Consider the following 18319-nt stretch of genomic DNA (forward strand, 5'->3'; position numbering starts at 1 on the left):
GGCCTGGCCTGCCGGGACCCGATGTGCGGCGACGTGACGGACTCATCATTTCACTCCACCCCCGCGAGAACGGCGATCAACAACGGCACGATCCGGGTGACCGGCACCTCGTAGTGGCCGCGGGAAAGTGACTGCAGCCAGCCGGCCGCGACCAGGGTGCGCAGGTGGTGGTGCAACTGCCCGCTCGTGCCGAGGCCGTCGATCGCGCCGAGCTCGGCGGTGCTGCGCGCTCCCGCCAGCACGGCATGCAAGATCCGGAGGCGGACCGGGTTGCCGAGCGCGTCCAGGCGGCCCGCGGCCACCCGCCAGTCGGCGCCCAACACCTGCTCGGCCGGGCGTACCCACTGCCAACGCACCGGATCGCCATCGCCCACCCGGAGGCTCCCCGCGAACCCGAGCGCCCCGCCGGCCAACCCGAGGGCGTCCAGTCCATCGACCATCCAGTGCTCGGTCGTCTCGGCCCCCCGCTCGTCGGGGGGCACGGACGTGCCGTCGGCCGGGGACGCGGAGGCGGCCCGTTCGGCGGCCTCGCGCAGCTCGGCCACTGCCTTCTCGAGCGCCGCCACCCGGTCCTCCAATTCCATAACATCGATAATACGTGTTTATGGAGTTTCGGCAAGGCCCGGCTCAGGCGGCGATCTCTCCGGTGTCCGGATCGATCCGCTCACCCTCCTCCGTGCGCAGCGCCGGATCGGTCGCGGCGGTCGCCTCCTCGTTCGCGATCTCTGCCGGCCTCGGCTCGACCCGCACCTTCCGGAAGTTGGCCGTGCCGTGGTTCAGGTCGTGACCGACCACATCGGCGTTGAGGACCAGGCGCTCGCGGTCCTCGCCCTCCTTGGTCTGCCACTGCTCGGTCCGCAGCCGGCCCTCGACGACCACGGGCTCGCCCTTGCCGAGCGAACCGCCGACATTCCACGCCAGCCGCCCGAAGCACTTCACGGTCAGCCAGGTGGTCGGCAGGTCGGACCACTCGCCATCGCGCCGGCTGCGCGGGGTGCTCCCCAGCCGGAACGACGCGACCCGAATCCCGCCGGTCGTGTCCTTCACCTCGATCGGCCCGCCGACGCGGCCGGTCAGGGTCACTCGTGCCTCCATGTCTCGCTCCTCCTCGCCACCGGCCCGGACACCCGGGCTCATCGAGACAGTTGGGCGGTGCGGCGCGCGTTTTGTCGGACGTGCGCCGATCTGTGGACAACTCGGTGCGGTCGGCGGCCTGTGGACAACGGATACGTTCCGGCGGGAACGAGCGACGTCCCTCAGGACGCGGCCTGCGCGGCGGCGTCGCGCGCGATGGCGTACCGCTCGAGTTCGGCATTGACCGGGTCGACGATGTCGGTACGCGCGACCGCCCCGACCGAGCGCCGCAGCGCCTGACCGGCCGCGGCGCGGCGCCGCCGGGCACCGACCTCCACGCCGATCCGGGACAGGCCCGCCAGGACGAGCCCGGCCAACACCCCGCCGACGGCCAGCACGGTCGGCGCCGGGAAACCCCACCAGGTCACCGGCGGCAGCGGCGGCAACTGCAGATAGAGCAGCACGAAACCGATCCCGAGCCAGCCCAGCCCGGCCAGCACGGCCGCCACCAGCAGCCACTGCAGTACCCGCAGGATCCGCCACCAGACCGGGACCCGATCGACGCCGAGATCGGTCGTCGCCACCGCGCGGTCGAGATCGTCGGCCAACCGGTCCTCGCTTCGGCGCGCGGCGGCGCGCACGGAATCGCGCCACGGCCGCGCGAGCCCCTCGGTGGCCTCGCCGACCAGCGCCCGGATCGCGCTGTCGACCCGCGCCCGCTCCACCCCCGCGGTCGCCGGCAACGAACTGCGCGACACCTCCGCGGGCGCGATCTCCTTCGACCGCCGCCGGCCGACGCCCAGCCCGAGCCGCAGCCGCTTCAGCGGATCGGGCCGGAAGCGTCCCAGCCAGGCGAGCGCGGGCCAGCCGGTCGCGAGCGCGCCGCGATGCCGCCACGCGCCGGCCACGGCCTCGGTCACGGCGGGTACGCCGGCGGCCGCCGCGAGCTGACGCTCCAGCTCGCGCACCGGGCCCCGGCCCAGCTTCGGCGCCGGCGCCGCGCCGCCCTGCTCCAGCAGCTCCCGGGCCGCCTCGGCGACATCGGCGCTCAACCGGCTGGCGACCAGACGCTTCTCCGCGACCCGGCGGGCCAGCCGCTCGCGGAGCCGATCCACGCCCTCGCCGGTGGTCGCGCTGACCGCGAACACCTCGACCCCGGACAGGCCCTCCCGGGCCAGCAACCGGCGTAGATCATCGACCATCGCCTTCCGCTCGCGATCCTCCAGCCGGTCGACCTGATTCAGGACGATGATCATCTGCTCGGCCTGCCGGGCCAGCGGGACCAGATAGTCGCGGTGCAGGGCAGCGTCGGCGTACTTCTGCGGGTCGACCACCCAGACCAGCGCGTCGACCAGTTCGACGAGCCGGTCGACCTCGGCGCGGTGGGCGCGCTCGGTCGAGTCGTGATCGGGCAGGTCCAACAGCACAAGATCATCGAGCCCGGCCCCGCCGCGCTGGCCGAGCGCGTGCCGCTGGCGTACCGACAGCCAGTCCAACAGCTCCTCGGCAGAGTCCTCGCCGAAGGTGACCGCCATCGCCTCCGAGGTGGTCGGGCGGCGCACCCCGGGCACGGCCAACTCGGCGCCGGCGAGCGCATTGAACAGCGAGGACTTGCCCGAGCCCGTGGCCCCGGCCAGCGCCACGACGGTGGCATCGCCGGAGATCCGCTGTCGCTGACCGACCCGGGCGAGCAGCGCGCGCGACCGCGCCAGCAGCTCCTCGTCGAGCCGCCCCGAGCTCTCCTCCACGGCGGCGGTCAGCGCCTTCACCCGATCCGCCAGGCCGACCCGCCTGCGGCTCATCGCCACTCCTCGCGGGCCTGGCCCTCACGCTCGATGGGCCCGCCGCGTTCGATGGGCTCGCGCTCGATCGGATCTGGCACCAGCTCGGCCTCGACGACCTCGCCGGGCGGCAACCCGGGGAACCACGGATCGGCGACGGGCTCACCGGTGGTCAGCTCGCCGACCGTGCCGCCGGCCGCGACCGCGGCGGGAGCAGAGTCATGGCCGCCGACGCTGGCCCCGACGGCGGCCACGGCCTCCCGGATCGCCGCCGCCTGCTCCGGGCGTACCCCCTGCTGGTCGAGCACCGCGTGGAACCTGCCCAGCTCGGTCGCCAGCAGCGCCTCGGTCCGGGCGTCAAGATCATCCTTGGCCTTCTTGGCCAGCCGGCGTACCGCATCGTCGCCGAAGACCGCCTCCAGCACCCGCTGCGCGAGCACCGCGGTACCACCGGCGACGCCGATCTCCGCGCCGACCAGGCCGCCGGTCTGGGAGAAGACGATGATCATCAACGCGACGCCGACGCCGTTCACGCCGAGCGCGAGGAAGCGAGCGCGGGAGCGCCGGCCCATCCCCTCGTCGGCGACCAGATCGAGTACGCCGCCCTGCCACTCGCGGATCATCCGGCCGACGGCCTCCCCGTAGTCGCGCGAGGCGCGGGCAAGATCGTCGCGGGTCGAGGCGAGCACGGCGCGGCCGCCGGGGTGGGCGGCCCAGGCCGATTCGGTACGCTCGGCCGCCGCCTCGCCCTCGGCGCGGACCAGCGCCTCCAGGCCGGATTCCACCGCGAGCTTCACATTGTCGGCCTCCGGCGGCTGGCCGCGGAAGAAGGCGCCGACCCGGTCGCGCAGCCAACCCACCCGTTGCTCCAGTGCGCGGAAGAACTCTCCCGTTCCGACGAAGTCGTGCCAGCGCTGCAGCACCTCCCCGCGCAGCAGCGTCCCGTCCGCGGACTGCACCGCGACGCTGCGCGCGGCCTCGGCGAAATGGGCGTCGGCCTCGGCCCGCAACTGCGCGATCACGTCGGCCTGCTCGTCGATCGCGTCCGCGACCGCGGGTGCTCGCCGAAGCTGGGCGCCGATCGCGCCGGCCAGGGTCTGCTCGACCAGCCGCTGCCGGGACGCGTGATCGGCGGCGAGCCCGGCCAGCCAGTCGCGGATCGGCGAGACCGCCGAGTCGGGCAACAGGCCGTCGGCGCCGACCCTGGTCTCCGGCACGGCGAACAGCGGCGAATCGGCCAGCCCGCGCTCGGTCATCATCTGCCCCAGGTGTGGGGGCACCTCGGCCATCGCGGCGGGCGGCACCCGGTCGACCACGACGGCGACGGCGGCGCTGCGGTCGGCCGCGGCCAGCAGGAAGTCCCAGGGGACCGCATCGGCGTACCGGGCGGCCGAGGTGACGAACAGCCACAGGTCCGCCGCGGCGAGCAACTGCCCGGCGAGCACGCGATTCTCCTCGACCACCGAATCGATGTCGGGGGCGTCGAGGATCGCCAGGCCGGGCGGGATGCTGGGCTCGGCGACGAGTTGGAGCGAGTGGGTGTCGGCGGTGGCCCCGGCCGAGCGGGCGAGGCCGGGCAGGATGCGGTCACCGGTGAACGCGTCGGCATCGGCGGGGTTGTGCACCAGGACGGGCGCCCGGGTGGTGGGCCGGATCACGCCGGGCCGGGTGACCTCGCGCCCGACCAACGAATTGACCAGGGTCGACTTGCCGGCGCCGGTCGAGCCACCGACCACCGCGAGCAGCGGCCCGTCGAGGCGGGCCAGCCGCGGCAGCACGTAATCGTCGAGCTGGCCGGCAAGCTCGGCGGCGCTACGCCGGGCGGACGCGGCATCGGGCAGCGGCAGGGGCAGGTACGCCGTGGCCAGCGCGTCGCGCAACGCGACCAGCGGCGCGGCCACCGGTGGTTCGGTGCTGCTCGTCATGACGCCTCCTCGCCCATCTCGCGGGCGCGGGCCCATGCCGACGCCTCGCCGATCAGCGCGGCGGGCCCCACCGGGGGTCGCTCGCCGCGTACTGCCCATGCGTGCCGGGCGATCCTAGCGGCGGTACGCCCGGCCGGTGGCGGCGCCACGGCAGCGCCGGCCGGGGCGTGCGCGTGTACGGCTCGACGACGGCGACCGGTCGCAGCGCCGCGATGGTGGTCAGGAGTTCGCGTTCGCGCTCGCGCCCGACCTCGTCGATCAGTCCGCGGGTCATCGCGTCGCGCAGGTAGGCCAGCTCGGTCATCGCCCGCTGCATCCGCCAGGTGGCGATGGGCCGGCCGGCCAGCAGCCCGTGCCACAGGGCCTTGCCGCGGCGGAGCAGACGCGACATCACCTCGGGATCGCCGGGCTGCAACTGTCCCGTGCGGGCATAGTCGGTGAGCCGGGCCCGGATCAGCCGCGACTCGCGCAGGATCTGCCGGATCGCGAAGATCAGCATCGTGATCACCAGGCCCCAGTAGCCGAAGATGTAGATCAGCATCTGCGGCAGGCCCTCGGCCTGTTGTTGGCTGGCAACCGAGTTGAAGATCATGTGCAGCAGCGCGGCCACCACGAATCCGGTCAGCGGGGCCAGGATGCGGACCAGCCGGGACCGGGCGGCGAGCCCGATGGCGAGGCCGATGCCGATCATCATGGTGAACAGCGGGTGCCCGAAGGCGAGCGCGACACCACGCAGGAAGGCGAGCTGCTGCACCGCCTCGTCGGGGGTGACCGCGCCGTAGGTCTGGGCGGCGGCGCGGTAGATCCGGCCGTAGTAGAGCAGGTTCTCGGTGAACGCGAAGCCGACGCCCGCGAGTGCGCCGAGCACCAGGCCGTTCAGCCGGTTGACCCACAGGTAGCGGGCGACGATCGCCAGGATGAACAGCACCGAGCCCTTGGTGGACTCCTCGACGAACGGCGCGACGAAGACCGCCGCGCGTATCGCCGTCTGTGGGTCGCCGTCGCCGATGATGCTGAGCTGGCTGGCCGCCCAGGTGTTGATCTTCAGGGAGGCGAAGGTGGCGACGCCCCCGCCCCAGAGCAGCGCGACCAGCCCGGCGAGCGGGCGCGGGCGCCAGCGGCCCGCGGCGACGAAGAGCAGGATCAGCACCAGCGCCGTGGGCAGGGCGTACCACGCCGCGATCCGCCACGCCTCCGTGCCGATCCCGATCCGGGTGCCGCCGGGCACCGGACGATCGGGGACGACTTCTTGGACCAACAGGCCGAAGCCGACCAGGGAGACGGCGATCAGGCCGAGGTGAACCCAGGTGAGGTGGCTCGTCAGAAATCGGCGCTGCGGCGTCATCCCTTCGGTACGCCGCGGCAGCCCGGAGCGCCGGCGTACCTCCGGCGGGGCGAGCTGGGTCATGGCGGCCAGCGTACCCGCGGGCGGGTACGGCTCAGTCGACGCGAACGGTACGCCCGCCGGCCAGCCCGACGAGTTGGTCGTAGCTGATCGGGAACAGCGTGTGCGGTGTGCCGCCGGCCGCCCAGATCTCGGGGTGTTCGGCGAGCGTCTCGTCGACCCAGGTCCGCACGGGTGCCGGGTGGCCGACCGGCGCGACGCCGCCGATGGCCTGGCCGGTCGCGGCGCGAACCTGGTCGGGGGTGGCGCGGCCGAGGCTGCGTACTCCGATCCGCTCGGCGGTGGCCGCGACATCCACGCGGTGTGCGCCGGAGACCAGCAAGAGCACGGGCTCGGTGCTGTCGTCGTCGAGCGTTGCGGTGAAGATCAACGAGTTGGCGATCGCCCCGACGGGTACGCCGACCGCGGCGGCGGCCTCGGGCGCGGTCCGGGCGGACTCGGCGATGGCGCGGATCCGGCCCGGTACGCCCGCGCGCTCCAGCGCCTCGGCGACGATGCGGCTGCGCGGAGGTAGGTCGGTGGTGCTCATGATGGCAGCGTATTCCGCGCCTCGCCGGCTCGCCCGGCCGGTCCCGGCCACTAGAATCACCCGCCGGGCCCCCGTAGCTCAGCTGGATAGAGCAGGTGACTTCTAATCTCCAGGCCGCAGGTTCGAGTCCTGCCGGGGGCGCACGTCAGAGCGCGACGGATGCGGGCTGCAGCGCGCTGCGCAGGCTCGCGGCGCGATTGGAGATGATCGCCGCAACCCCGCTGTCGGCGAGCCTTCGGGCGCGGCCGATGTCGTCGACGGTCCAGCAACTGACCTCCACGCCGGCGCGCCGCGCCAGGCGTACCCACTGGTCGTTGACCAACCGGTGGAACGGATTGACCCGATGCGGCCTGAGCTTCGCCAGCAGCGCGGCACCGGGGAATCCGGGCCGATGCCAGGTGAGCCACAGCTCGGCACCCGGGTCGAGCCTGCGCACGGTACGCAAACCGCCCAGGTCCCCGCACCAGGCGACGGGCGCCCCGGACGCGTGCGCGACCTCCCACGCGGCCGGTGCGGTGCGCCGATCCGGCAGATCGATCAGCAGGCGTGCCCCGTCGGCGGCGGCCAGCGCCTCGGCGAGGGTGGGAATCCCGACCGCGTCCCGGCGGCCGACCGCCCGCAGCGCGCGAAGCTGGGCGAGGCTCTGCCGACCGACCGGCGCGCCACGGCCCCACAACCGCTCGGTGGTCGCATCGTGCAGCAGCACCGGCGTCCCCTCCGCGCTCAGCCGGACATCCACCTCGACGACCCGGGCGCCGTCGGCGATGGCCCGGCGGATCGACGCGACCGTGTTCTCGGGCTCGCCGACGGGGTCGCCCCGATGCGCCACGATCTCGATCACGGGCGGTCGCGTCATGATCACCTCTTCGGCGTCGGCGACCCGGAGACGGATCCGGGCTGTCGTGGCCGATCGTGTTCGACCGATCGCCTGCCGCGCTACATCGGTCGGGCCCGGGTGCCGAAGGTTCACCTGATTGTCCCGGAGTGGTCAGCCGCTGGTTGCCCGGCCGGGCGGCAACCGTGGAGATCGCGTTCGGTCAGGTGTCGGTGTCGGCGTCGTAGGCCTTCATCGGGTCCGAGCCCGAGGTCAGCCGCGACACCAGATAGAGCACCACGCCGATGCCGAGCAGCCCGGCGGCCCAGACCAGGGACTCGGGGTCGTCGGCGACCACATAGCCGAGCAGCGCCAGGTTGCCGAGGATGCCCAGCACGAGCAGCGCCGTGGGGGCGCGATAGGTGTCGGTGTGGGTGTCGCTGCCGCGCAGCTTGAACGCCGCGACGATCACCAGGCCGTAGATCACCAGGGTGAAGACCACGGTCACCGTCGCCAGCCGATCGACCAGGTCGAGTTCGGGGTTCACCGCCATCACCAACTGGCCGATGACCAGCAACGAGCCGACGACCAGCCCGGAGAAGACCAGGCCGACCCACGGGCTGCGTCGGCTGGCGTGCAGTCGGGCGAAGATGCGCGGCACCACACCCTCGCGACCCATCCCGAACAGGATCCGCGCCTCGGTGACCACGGCCACCAGGGTCGTATTGGTGATCGCCACCATCGCGATGATCGCGAATGCGATCACCAAGATCCCGACGGGCGCCGGCAGAATGCCGGCGCGGACGACCTCCAGCAGCGCCGCCGGGGAGTCCCCGAGAACATCGGTGGGCACGACCAGCGCGGCGGTGACGGCGACGAGCACGTAGATCACCCCGGCCGTGAGCAGGCCGCCGATCAGCGCCCGCGGGAAGTTGACCCGCGGGTTCACCGTCTCCTCGGCGACATTGGCGGCGTTCTCGAAGCCCGTCATCGCGAAGAAGGCCAGCGCGATGCCCGCGAGCAGCGCGAAGATCGGGTTGCCCTCGGCGTTGAAATCGGTCAGCACGCCGAACTGCGCATTGCCTCCGGCCACGTGGATGATGCCGATCAGCAAGATGATCGCCAGCCCGATGATCTCGACGAAGGTCATGATCATGTTGGCCACCACCGATTCGGTGATCCCGATGAAGTTGATCACGCACAGCGCGAGGATGAACAACAGGGCGACCAACAACCCGGGCGGGAGCGCCCAGACCTGACCGAAGTAGCGGGCGAAGCCGGTGGCCAGCGAGCCGGCGGCGGCGAAGCTCGCGGAGAGCATGCAGATCGTGATCAGGAAGGTCAGCACCGGACGCCGGAACGCCTTGTGCACGAAGAGTGCCGCCCCCGCGGCCCGCGGATACCTCGTCACCAGTTCGGCGTACGCCATCCCCGTGATCGTCGCGATGGCGACCCCGGCCGCGAACGCCAGCCAGAATGCCCCGCCGACCGCCGCGGCGACCGAACCGATCAGCACGTAGATCCCGGACCCGAGGACATCGCCGAGCACGTAGAAGTACAGCAACGGTCCCGAGATGCAACGTTTGAGCGCCCCGGTCGGCGGCTCGGCGGTCTCGGTCCGGCTGGCATCGGTCATGGCGGGGCGATCCTCCCGGTTGCTGATGGCCCGGGGTGGACCGTCGCTGCTGGCCCGGTGCGGCCTCGCGGCCGGCCCCGACGAATATCGACTCGCGACTTTATCGTCTCGGACCGGCCGGGTCGGGGCCCGTCCTCGTTCAGCCGTTCGCGGCGGCCTCCAGATCCGCGATCACCAGCTTCTTCATCTGCATCATCGCGTTCATGGCGCGCGCGGCCCGGGCGGGATCGGGATCGCCGAAGAGCTCGTTCAGGCTGCTCGGCGCGACCTGCCAGCTCAGGCCGTACTTGTCCTTGCACCAGCCGCACGGGCCCTCCTCGCCGCCGTCGGCGGTGAGCTTGTCCCAGTAGTAGTCGATCTCGGCCTGGTCGGCGCAGTCGATCTCGAGCGAGACGGCCTCGGAGAACGGGAAGTCCTGGCCGCCGCCATTGATCGCGGACAAGCGATTTCCGGCGAGCTCGAACACGACATACATCAACTCGCCCGCGTTGTCGCCCGCCTCCTCGCCGTAGCGCAACTGCTCGCGCACCGAGCTGTCGGGGAAGATCGAGAAGTAGTAGTCGAGGACATCGTCCAGTTTGGTGTTGAACCACAGACACGGGGTGATGGCGGGCATTTCGGGCTCCTGGATCGGCTTGCCGGATTCGGTACGCCCCACGCTAGGCGGGAGGGCCCGTCGGCGCTTCTCCGATCTTGCGGGCGCGACCGGCCAGGGCGATCGCGGCGACCACCAGGGCCGCGAGCGCCGCCCCGGCGGAGATCGCCGAGCGCTGGATGGCGGGATCGAGGCCCGGCACGGCCAGCCCGCCGAGCGTCGCGCCGGCGGCGATGCCGATCTGGAAGGCAAGCACGTACCAACTCGACGCCTGCCGCTCCCAGCCCGGCGCGTCGCGGGTGACGAACGCCTGGAAGGCGACGGTCAATCCGGCATAGGCCGCCGACCAGGCGATCCCGCCGATCACGAACAGCGGCAGCGGGCCGAAGGTGAGCCCGAAACCGATCGTCAGGACCACCAGCGCGAGCAGGGTGCTGCGCAGCGGCGCCCGGTCGTTGACCCGGCCGATCAGCAGGTTCCCGACGATCCCGGCCACGCCGAGGCCCAGCAACAGCGGCGCCACCCAGCCGGCGGCCAGCCCGCGGCGCAGTGCGGTGTCGGCAACATAGCTGAACGACGCCAGGTGCGCGGTCGCCACCGCGATGACCAGGCCGCACCACAGCGCCACCCGGCGCACGGACCCCCGCCTGGCGACCCGTTGCCGCGCGTGCGGCGTACCCACCCCGCTCGGCAGCAGGTACGCCAGGGCGCCCGCGCACAACGCGGCCAGCACCGCCAGCCCGGCCGCGGCCGCCCGCCACGACGCGAGCTGACTGACCAGCGCCACCATCGGCGCGCCGGCCACTCCCCCGATCGAGCTGCCGAGGAAGACGATCGCCGTGGCCCGCCCGGGCGTCCGGGGCAGGATCGCCGCCGCGACCACGGGCGCGCCCGCCCACAGCGCGCCGTGCCCGAGCGCCGCGGCGCCTCGCGCCCACTGGATCACGGCGAGCCCGGGGGCCGTCGCCACAACGAGCTGGCTGACGGCCAGCACCGCCAGCGCGGCGGGCAGCAGTCGCCGCGCCGCGACCCGCCGGGTCAGCCAGGCGACGGGCGGGATGGCGAGCGCCGCGACGATCGCATAGGTCGAGACGAGCGCGCCGATCTCGCCGGGCGGCACCCCGAACTCCGCCTGCATCGCCAGCAGCGCGCCCGCGGTGAAGACCTCGGCCGTCAGGTAGGCGAACAGCGCCACCGACAGCGCGCCCAGCGCGAGACCGCGGGCGAGCCTGCTCACGCGGCGGGCGTACCCGCGAGCGCGTCGAGCGCGGCGGGCAGCCGGTCGATGCCCTCGTCGGCGAGGAAGTGCCCCGCCCCCGGCACGACCCGCACCGGCGCGCCCAGACCGGCGGCGAACGCGTCGCTGGCGGCGGCCGGCACGATCGGGTCGGCATCCGAGCGCAGCACGACCGCTCGGCCGATCGCCGCTCGCGCCGCGGCGAGATCCAGGCCGTCGAGGAATGCGGGCAAGCCGTCGACCAGGAACGCATCCAGGCCCGGGTCGCCGATCGGGAGCAGCGGCTCGGCGAACGGCGCGACCGCGACGAAGGTGCCCGGCCCCGACCCCGGTGCCAGCCGCTGGAGGGCGCGGACGGCGGTGAGGCAGCCGAGGCTGTGCGCGATGACCGCGGTGCGGCGGGTCGGCGTACCGATCGCGGCGGCGACGACCGGCAGCCAGTCGGCGAACCGGGGCGCGTCGGATGCGGGCAGCACGACCCGTTCGGCACCGCGCACCGCGCCGGCCAGCCAGCCGAACCAGTGGTCGTCGATGCCGGCGCCGAAACCGTGCACGATGATCACCCGCTCCCAAGTGTTGTCGGGCACAACGTTCGCGGGCCTGGCGTTCTCGGACATGAGGGGGACGCTAGGGGTTACCGCTAGCGTGAAGGTCAAGCACGACACCTGGAGGGCACCATGCAGATCGGCGAACTTTCCGCCCGCACGGGGGTGAGCCCGCGCGCGCTGCGGCACTACGAGGAGCAGGGGCTGCTGAACCCGCACCGGACCAGCGGCGGCTACCGCGACTACGCCGAGCAGGACGCCGGCACCGTCGAGCGGATCCGGGTGATGCTGGCCGCGGGCCTCGGCACGGCGACCATCCGGCGCTATCTGGATTGCCTCGCCGCCGGCGAGGACGGCCTGCAGGTGCAGCTCTGCCCGGATCTGCGGCGCGAGCTGGCGAAGGTCGAGCAACGCCTGGACCGTGAGGACGAGCGGGTACGCCGTACGCGCGCGGCCCTGTGCGAGCTCAGCGACGAGGCAATCGGCGCGACGGTCAGCGGGTGATCGTCAGGGCGACCGGGGTGTCGGCGACCGACGTGCCGAGCCGCAGCTCGTAGTCGCCCGGCTCCACCGCCCACCCGTCGCCCGCCCAGTGCCGGAACGCGCGATCGGTCAGCGGGATGGTCGCGGTCACGGTCTGCCCAGGACCGGCCTCCACCCGCGCGAATCCCACCAGCCAGGCCGTGGCCCGGCGTACCTGTGAATCCGACCGAGACAGGTAGGCCTGGACCACCTGGCTGCCCTCTCGCTCGCCGGTGTTGGTGATCTGCACGCTGACCTCGCCGTCGCCGAGGGTCGCCTCGCCGAACTGCCAGGTGGTGTAGCCCAGCCCGTGGCCGAACGGGACGGCGGGCTCGACCCCGTCGCGCAGATACGCCCGGTAGCCGATGTCGAGGCCCTCGGTGTAGGCGAGCTTGCCGTCGGTGCCGATGTTGTCGGGAATGATCACCGTGCCCGGCGCTCCCCAGGTCGTCGGCGCCCGGCCGCCGGGCTCGACCGCCCCGGACAGCACGTCGGCCAGCGCGTGCCCCATCTCCTGCCCCCCGAACCAGCCGAGCAGGGTCGCGGGCACGCGGTCCAGCCACGGCATCAGCACCGGGGCGCCGGAGTTCACCACGACGACGGTCCGGGGATTGGCGGCGAGTACCGCATCGACCAGCTCGGCCTGCCGCCCGGGCAGGTCGAGGCTGGTCCGGTCGAAGCCTTCGGACTCGACCTCCTCGGTGGTCCCGACGATGACGACCGCGACATCGCTGTCGGCGGCCAGCTCGGCCGCACGGGCGATCTCGGTGTCGTCGTCGGCGAGCACCGGGGCGCAGTTGAGCCAGGAGATGATCACCCGATCGTCGCCGCCGAAGGCCGTCTCGGAGCGCGCCGGCACGAAGTCCACGACGACCTCGGCCGGGCCGTCGGGCAGCTCGGTCTCGGCGTCCACCTGGGGCGGCGCCATCGTCAACAGGACGGGGTCGGCGCCGGCAGGCAGGTGGGCCTCCCCGTCGAGCACGGGCGTACCGTCCACCGTCAGCGTGGTGTGACCGTCCCCGGAGGTGCCGATCCGGTAGCGGCCGGCGCGCGGGACGCTGAGCCGGGTCTGCAGCCGGATCCGGCCGATCTCGGCGGCCGGGATGGCCGCCGGGCTCTCCCGGCTCCACAGGAACCGGCCGCTGCGCGAGGTGGCGGTGTCGACCTCGTTGCCGGCGGTGTCGTAGATCCGGGCCAGCACGCCCGGGCCGGAACCGTCGGGCAGCTCGCACCACTCGGCCTCGGCCCGGGTGAGCCGGGTGGTGGCGGTGACGCCGGGCGCCGTACGGACCTCGAAGCCGGCCTCGGTCAGCGCCTCGGGCGGGTGGCTCACCGATTCCGGATAGACGGTCGCGGATCCGCCGCCGAGGTTGCGGATCCGCTCGGCGTTCGGGCCGACCAGCGCGACCGAGGCACCGCGCGGCAGCGGCAGGACGCCGTCGTTGCGGACGAGCACCATTCCCGCCGAGGACGCGGTACGCAGCAGCTCGCGCGCGTCGGCATCGTCGAAGTCGTCCGGTCGGGCCGGAGCCGGCAGGTCGGCCAGGGCGCCGACGCGGGCGCCCAGGCGCAGGATGGCCCGCACCTTGGCATCGATCGCGGCCTCGGGCACCTCGCCGGCCTCGACGGCCGCGACGAGCTGATCACCGCTCCACGGGGTGTTCGGGCCGGGCATCGCGAGGTCGAGCGCGGCTCGCCCGGCGCCCACGGTGTCGCGGGCGGCGAACCAGTCCGACATCACGGCGCCGTCCCAACCCCACTCCCCCTTCAGCACGTCGGCGAGCAGCGGGTTCTCGGTGGCGGTCGGTCCGTTCACGGCGTTGTAGGCCGCCATCACCGACCACGCGCCACCCCCGCCCCGACCCGGGTCGCCGGTGATCATCTCGAATGGCAGCAGGTACAGCTCGCGCAGCGTCTGATCATCGACCACGATGTCGACCGTGAACCGATCATGTTCTTGATCATTGGCGACGAAGTGCTTGACACATGCGCTGACGCCGCCGCCCTGCACGCCGCGAACATAGGCGGTACCGATCTCGCCGGTGAGCAGCGGATCCTCGGAGAAGCACTCGAAGTGCCGGCCGCCGACGGGGGTGCGGTGCAGGTTCACGGTCGGGGCGAGCAGCACGTCGACGTCCTTGCGCCGCGCCTCGGCGGCAAGCAGCGCGCCGATCCGCTCCACCAGAGCGATGTCCCAGGTGGCGGCGAGCGCTGTCGGCGAGGGGGTGTTCGCCGACGGATCGGCATCGTCGGACCTGGTGCCGCGGACGCCGACCGGGCCGTCGGAGGTCGTGATGCCGGCGAACCCCGCCGCGGGTTCGGCGGGCACCGTCCAGGTGGTGTCGCCGCTGAGCAGGGCGACCTTCTGGCGCAGATCGAGCGCCGCCACGGCGCGATCGATGCGTTCCGCCAGCTCGGCCGGCGGGACTGACGCGGGGATGTCTGCGGTGCTTCCGGGTTCAGTCATGCGCCACACCCTAGGGCCCGCACCGCCGGCTGTCCCGGATAGGTTCGACGGGTGCGCGAACGCGGATCGGTCAGCCTGGTGCGGCTCGCGGTTTCTGCCTATGCGCCGACGCTGATCGCGACGACGGGGCTCGGCGCGATCTATCCCCTCGTCGCGCTGTCGGCGCGGGCGCTGGGCGCCGATGTGGGCACCGCCGCGCTGGTCGTGGCGCTGCTCGGGGTGGGTCAGTTGCTCGGCGACCTGCCCGCGGGCCAGCTCGCCGCCCGGTTCGGCGAGAAGCGGGCGCTGGTCGGGGCGTCCCTGCTGGATGCGGTCGCCTTCCTGGTCGCCTGGCAGGCGCGGAGCGTCGTCGTGCTGGGTGCCGCGGTGCTGGTCGCCGGGATGTCGGCGGCGGTCTTCGGGCTGGCGCGTCAGGCGTACCTGACCGACGCGATTCCCGCCCACCAGCGGGCGCGGGCGATGTCGACGCTCGGCGGGGTGTACCGGATCGGGATGTTCGTCGGTCCGCTGGCCGGCGCCGCGGTCGTGGCCACCTGGGGGCTGTCCGCGGCGTACCTGTTCGCGTCCGTGACGGCGCTGGGCGCCGCCGCTCTGAACCTCAGCCTGCCGAACCTGCCCGGCCGCGGCCGGCGGGCGAGCCCGGAGTCAGCGGTGTCCTTCCGGTCCGTCCTGATCGCCCATCGCGGCCTGTTCGGTACGCTCGGCATCGGCATCATGTTGATCATGATGGCGCGGGCCGCCCGGCTGACTCTGGTGCCGCTGTGGGCGGAGTCCCTCGGCATCGACGCGGCGACCACGAGCGTGATCTTCGGCATCGCCGCGGCCGCGGACATGGTGCTGTTCTATCCGGGCGGGATGATCATGGACCGCTTCGGACGGTTCTGGGTCGGCGTACCGGCTCTGGTGGTGATCGGCGCCGGCCTGCTGGCGCTGGTGCTCGCCCGCGATCCGGTCAGCCTCGGCGTCGTCGCGGTGGTGATCGGGCTCGGTAACGGGATCTCGGCGGGGGTGGTGCTGACCCTGGGCGCCGATCATGCTCCCGTCGCCGGGCGACCGAAGTTCCTGGCGCTGTGGCGGCTCGCCGCCGATCTCGGCAATGCGGTCGGACCCGGGTTGATCGCCGCGGTGGTGACAGTCGCGGCGCTGCCGGCAGCGGTCGTGCTGATGGGCGTGTTGTCGCTGGCCGGCGCGGGTTGGCTGGCCCGCTGGCTGCCGCCCGGGTTGCGCGGCGGTCCATCCCCGGAAGGGTCGTCGGGTGCACGCCGCCGCGACCCGTAGAGTGGGCCGTCGTGAGTGCGAAGCCGCAGAATGCCCTGGTCTGGATCGACTGCGAGATGACGGGACTCGACCTGCAGACCGACACATTGATCGAAGTGGCCGCGCTCGTCACCGACGGTGATCTGAACGTCCTCGGCGAGGGTGTCACCGTCGTGATCACGCCGCCCGATGAGGCACTGGAGCAGATGAACGACTTCGTCCGGGAGATGCACGCGAAGTCCGGATTGTTGGATCGGCTGGCCGGCGGCCTGGAGCTGGCGGAGGCCGAGCGCCGGGTGCTGGAGTACGTGCGCGAGTGGGTGCCGGAGGCGCGCAAGGCACCGCTGGCCGGCAACACGATCGGCACCGACCGAGCCTTCCTGGCCCGGGACATGGCCGAGCTGGAGGGACACGTGCACTACCGCAACGTCGACGTGTCGTCGATCAAGGAACTGGCCCGGCGCTGGTACCCCAAGGCGTACTACCAGGCGCCCGCCAAGAGCGGGAACCATCGGGCGCTCGCCGACATCACCGAGTCGATCAACGAGCTGCGCTACTACCGCGACGCGGTGTTCGTCCCGGCGCCCGGCCCCGACTCCGCCGCCGCCCGCGACATCGCGCGCCGGGTCGGCGAGGCGGCGCGCGGCTGAAGACCGGGCGTACCGGCCGAAGATTTCGCACAGCCCGGGCAGGTTCGCTAGAATCGACCGGTCCCGCCCACGGGCGGACATGGTGGGTGTAGCTCAGTTGGTAGAGCACCGCGTTGTGGTCGCGGTGGTCGCGGGTTCAAGTCCCGTCATCCACCCCAGCAACTTTGCCCCCGACTCACGGGTCGGGGGCAAGGTTTTCTCTGAAGGGCGCACCTGCATCGCGGGTGTCTCGGCGGCGCTGAGTGTCCAACGTGACCGGATGACGGAAAGCCAAGCCGCGCCCGCCTGGCCGGGTGTGGAGGTCCGCGTTTCATTCGCCGTGCTGTACTACGCACCGGATCGGGAGCAGGAGGCAGCGTGGTAGCGGAGTTCCGTCGCAGCGCGGCGCTGCCCCAGGTCGAGGCGCGCCGGTCGCGCCAGGAGAGGGACTGTTACCGGCCGCACGCCCACGACGACTTCTCCCTCGGCGTGATCGAGGCCGGCTCCTCGGTGGTCACCGGCTCGCCCGATGGCCCGCTCCGACTCGCCGCCGGCGACGTGATCACCATTCCCGCCGGTCGGGTGCACGCGTGCAATCCCGACACCGGCCCGTGGCGCTACCAGATGATCCACGTTGATCAGGAGTGGGCGGCCTCGCTCGCGCCGCCCACCGCCACCGGCGACCTGCTCGCCGCGATCCGGGTGGTACGCCGACCCGAAGTCACCGCGCTGGCCCGCGGACTGGCCGAGGCGATCTTCGCCGGGGCGGACCGGGAGGCGACCGAGGCGCGCGCGGCCGCGCTGTTCGCCGAACTCGCCACCGCGACTCCTGCGCATCTCGTGGCCGGCGAGCCCGACGCCGAGCTGCTCGGGCGGCTGGCGCCGGTCCTGCGCCGACTCCGCTCCGACCGGGCGAACCCGGCGCTCGGCGCGCTCGCCGACTCGATCGGCATGACCCCGTACCAGCTCATCCGCGCGGTGCGGCGCGCCACCGGCCTCACCCCGCTGGCCTGGCGGCAGAACGCGCGCATCCTGCAGGCCCGCCGGATGCTCCGCGCCGGCCGGCCCATCGCCGAGACCGCCCACGAGCTGGGTTTCGTCGACCAGAGCCACTTCCACCGGGTGTTCCGGGCGCACGTCGCCACCTCGCCCGGGGCGTACCGGGGCTGACCGCAAGAACGTACAAGACCCCTCGCCGACCGATCGCCGATGCTCTCGGGGTTGATCGTCCTCGAGGGGAGACATGGAGCAGTTCGTCGGCGTCGCCATCGCGCACTTCCTGGCCCTGCTGATCCCCGGCGTCGACTTCTTCCTGATCGCGCGCACGGCGATGACCGGCGGCTGGCGCAACGCGACCGGCGCCTGCCTCGGCATCGCCGCCGCGAACGCGATGATCATCGCGGCCGCGTTCTCCGGAGTTTCGCTGATCTCCCATCCGGTCGTGCTGGACGCCATCCAACTGGCCGGCGCGGGATTCCTGATCTTCGTCGGCGTCGCGTTCCTCAGGTCCGGGGCACGGATCGATCCCGATCAGGTGCGGGGCGCCGAGCGCACCACCTGGCTGCGGAACTTCGGCCTCGGGATCGCCTCCGGGCTGCTGAACCCGAAGAACGCGCTGTTCTACCTGAGCCTTGCGGCGGTGGTCGGCGCCGCCGCACCGCTGACGCTGGTCGGCTACGGCGCCTGGATGGTTGGCATCCTCCTGGCCTGGGACATCTTCGTGGCCGTCCTCCTCGGCTCCCGGCGGGCGCTGGCCGGGATGGACCGGGTACTGCCCTGGCTCACCCGCCTCGCCGGCGGCTTCCTGGTGTTGTTCGGCGCCACCATGATCATCACGCTCGCGGTGCGGGTGCTGGGGCCGGGCGCGGGGAGCTGAGCGGCGCCATCGACCGGCTGATCACCG

Annotated in this window: 17 protein-coding genes and 2 tRNA genes; 7 read left to right on the forward strand and 12 right to left on the reverse strand. The window is 72.8% G+C overall.

Going from position 1 to position 18319, the window contains the following annotated elements:
* Positions 1–50: 50 nt before the first annotated feature.
* From GGQ54_RS03395 to GGQ54_RS03420, 6 genes are all read right to left on the reverse strand, one after another.
* Positions 51–584, reverse strand: a complete 534-nt coding sequence (locus GGQ54_RS03395) for an ArsR/SmtB family transcription factor (protein ID WP_179444102.1) — start codon at positions 582–584, stop codon at positions 51–53.
* 43 nt (positions 585–627) lie between these two features.
* Entirely contained in the window at positions 628–1095 is a 468-nt protein-coding gene (locus GGQ54_RS03400) for a single-stranded DNA-binding protein (protein ID WP_179444103.1), read from the reverse strand.
* Between the two features lie 161 nt (positions 1096–1256).
* A complete protein-coding gene (locus GGQ54_RS03405; RefSeq protein WP_179444104.1) occupies positions 1257–2876 on the reverse strand; it encodes a GTPase in 1620 nt (539 codons plus the stop codon).
* Positions 2873–4780 carry an ABC transporter gene (locus GGQ54_RS03410; protein WP_179444105.1) on the reverse strand — a complete coding sequence of 636 codons (1908 nt, stop codon included), beginning with the start codon at positions 4778–4780 and terminating at the stop codon, positions 2873–2875. Before GGQ54_RS03410 ends, GGQ54_RS03405 begins: the two co-directional genes overlap by 4 nt.
* Before the next feature lie 52 nt (positions 4781–4832).
* Positions 4833–6188 (reverse strand): PrsW family intramembrane metalloprotease, encoded by a 1356-nt coding sequence (locus GGQ54_RS03415; protein WP_179444106.1) that lies wholly within the window; start codon positions 6186–6188, stop codon positions 4833–4835.
* 31 nt (positions 6189–6219) lie between these two features.
* Positions 6220–6714: a YbaK/EbsC family protein gene (locus tag GGQ54_RS03420; protein WP_179444107.1), complete on the reverse strand. Its 495-nt coding sequence runs from the start codon at positions 6712–6714 to the stop codon at positions 6220–6222.
* Positions 6715–6781: 67 nt separating this feature from the next.
* Here GGQ54_RS03420 and GGQ54_RS03425 point away from each other — a divergent pair.
* Positions 6782–6855, forward strand: a tRNA-Arg gene (locus GGQ54_RS03425).
* A 4-nt stretch (positions 6856–6859) separates the two neighbouring features.
* Here the strand turns inward: GGQ54_RS03425 and GGQ54_RS03430 are convergent.
* The 5 genes from GGQ54_RS03430 to GGQ54_RS03450 form a co-directional block, all read right to left on the reverse strand.
* Positions 6860–7570 carry a glycerophosphodiester phosphodiesterase gene (locus GGQ54_RS03430; RefSeq protein WP_179444108.1) on the reverse strand — a complete coding sequence of 237 codons (711 nt, stop codon included), beginning with the start codon at positions 7568–7570 and terminating at the stop codon, positions 6860–6862.
* Between the two features lie 181 nt (positions 7571–7751).
* On the reverse strand, positions 7752–9164 hold the full coding sequence (locus GGQ54_RS03435) for an APC family permease (RefSeq protein ID WP_179444109.1): 1413 nt from the start codon (positions 9162–9164) through the stop codon (positions 7752–7754).
* A 139-nt stretch (positions 9165–9303) separates the two neighbouring features.
* Positions 9304–9780, reverse strand: coding sequence for a VOC family protein (locus GGQ54_RS03440; protein WP_179444110.1), 477 nt, complete (start codon positions 9778–9780; stop codon positions 9304–9306).
* A gap of 43 nt (positions 9781–9823) precedes the next feature.
* Entirely contained in the window at positions 9824–10996 is a 1173-nt protein-coding gene (locus tag GGQ54_RS03445) for an MFS transporter (protein WP_179444111.1), read from the reverse strand.
* On the reverse strand, positions 10993–11613 hold the full coding sequence (locus GGQ54_RS03450) for an RBBP9/YdeN family alpha/beta hydrolase (RefSeq protein ID WP_179444112.1): 621 nt from the start codon (positions 11611–11613) through the stop codon (positions 10993–10995). The genes GGQ54_RS03445 and GGQ54_RS03450 overlap by 4 nt, the downstream gene beginning before the upstream one ends.
* 60 nt (positions 11614–11673) lie before the next feature.
* On the opposite strand from GGQ54_RS03450, the gene GGQ54_RS03455 reads away from it, so the two are divergent.
* The gene (locus GGQ54_RS03455; protein ID WP_179444113.1) at positions 11674–12045 is read left to right on the forward strand and encodes a MerR family transcriptional regulator; all 372 of its coding nucleotides are present in this window, start codon (positions 11674–11676) and stop codon (positions 12043–12045) included.
* Here the strand turns inward: GGQ54_RS03455 and GGQ54_RS03460 are convergent.
* On the reverse strand, positions 12035–14530 hold the full coding sequence (locus GGQ54_RS03460) for a beta-glucosidase family protein (protein WP_179444114.1): 2496 nt from the start codon (positions 14528–14530) through the stop codon (positions 12035–12037). The two genes, GGQ54_RS03455 and GGQ54_RS03460, sit on opposite strands and share 11 nt — an antisense overlap.
* Positions 14531–14581: 51 nt before the next feature.
* Here GGQ54_RS03460 and GGQ54_RS03465 point away from each other — a divergent pair, with 51 nt between their 5' ends.
* The 5 genes from GGQ54_RS03465 to GGQ54_RS03485 all read left to right on the forward strand — a co-directional run bounded on the left by GGQ54_RS03465 (position 14582) and on the right by GGQ54_RS03485 (position 18292).
* Complete coding sequence (locus GGQ54_RS03465; RefSeq protein ID WP_179444115.1) at positions 14582–15808, forward strand: MFS transporter; 1227 nt, start codon at positions 14582–14584, stop codon at positions 15806–15808.
* A gap of 11 nt (positions 15809–15819) precedes the next feature.
* Positions 15820–16437: an oligoribonuclease gene (gene orn / locus GGQ54_RS03470; RefSeq protein WP_343045841.1), complete on the forward strand. Its 618-nt coding sequence runs from the start codon at positions 15820–15822 to the stop codon at positions 16435–16437.
* An 82-nt stretch (positions 16438–16519) separates the two neighbouring features.
* Positions 16520–16595 (forward strand) — tRNA-His (locus GGQ54_RS03475).
* Positions 16596–16794: 199 nt separating this feature from the next.
* Positions 16795–17586 (forward strand): helix-turn-helix domain-containing protein, encoded by a 792-nt coding sequence (locus tag GGQ54_RS03480; protein ID WP_179444116.1) that lies wholly within the window; start codon positions 16795–16797, stop codon positions 17584–17586.
* 73 nt (positions 17587–17659) lie between these two features.
* The gene (locus GGQ54_RS03485) at positions 17660–18292 is read left to right on the forward strand and encodes a LysE family translocator (RefSeq protein WP_179444117.1); all 633 of its coding nucleotides are present in this window, start codon (positions 17660–17662) and stop codon (positions 18290–18292) included.
* Positions 18293–18319 lie beyond the last annotated feature (27 nt).

Source organism: Naumannella cuiyingiana, from assembly GCF_013408305.1.
GTDB classification, from domain to species: domain Bacteria; phylum Actinomycetota; class Actinomycetes; order Propionibacteriales; family Propionibacteriaceae; genus Naumannella; species Naumannella cuiyingiana.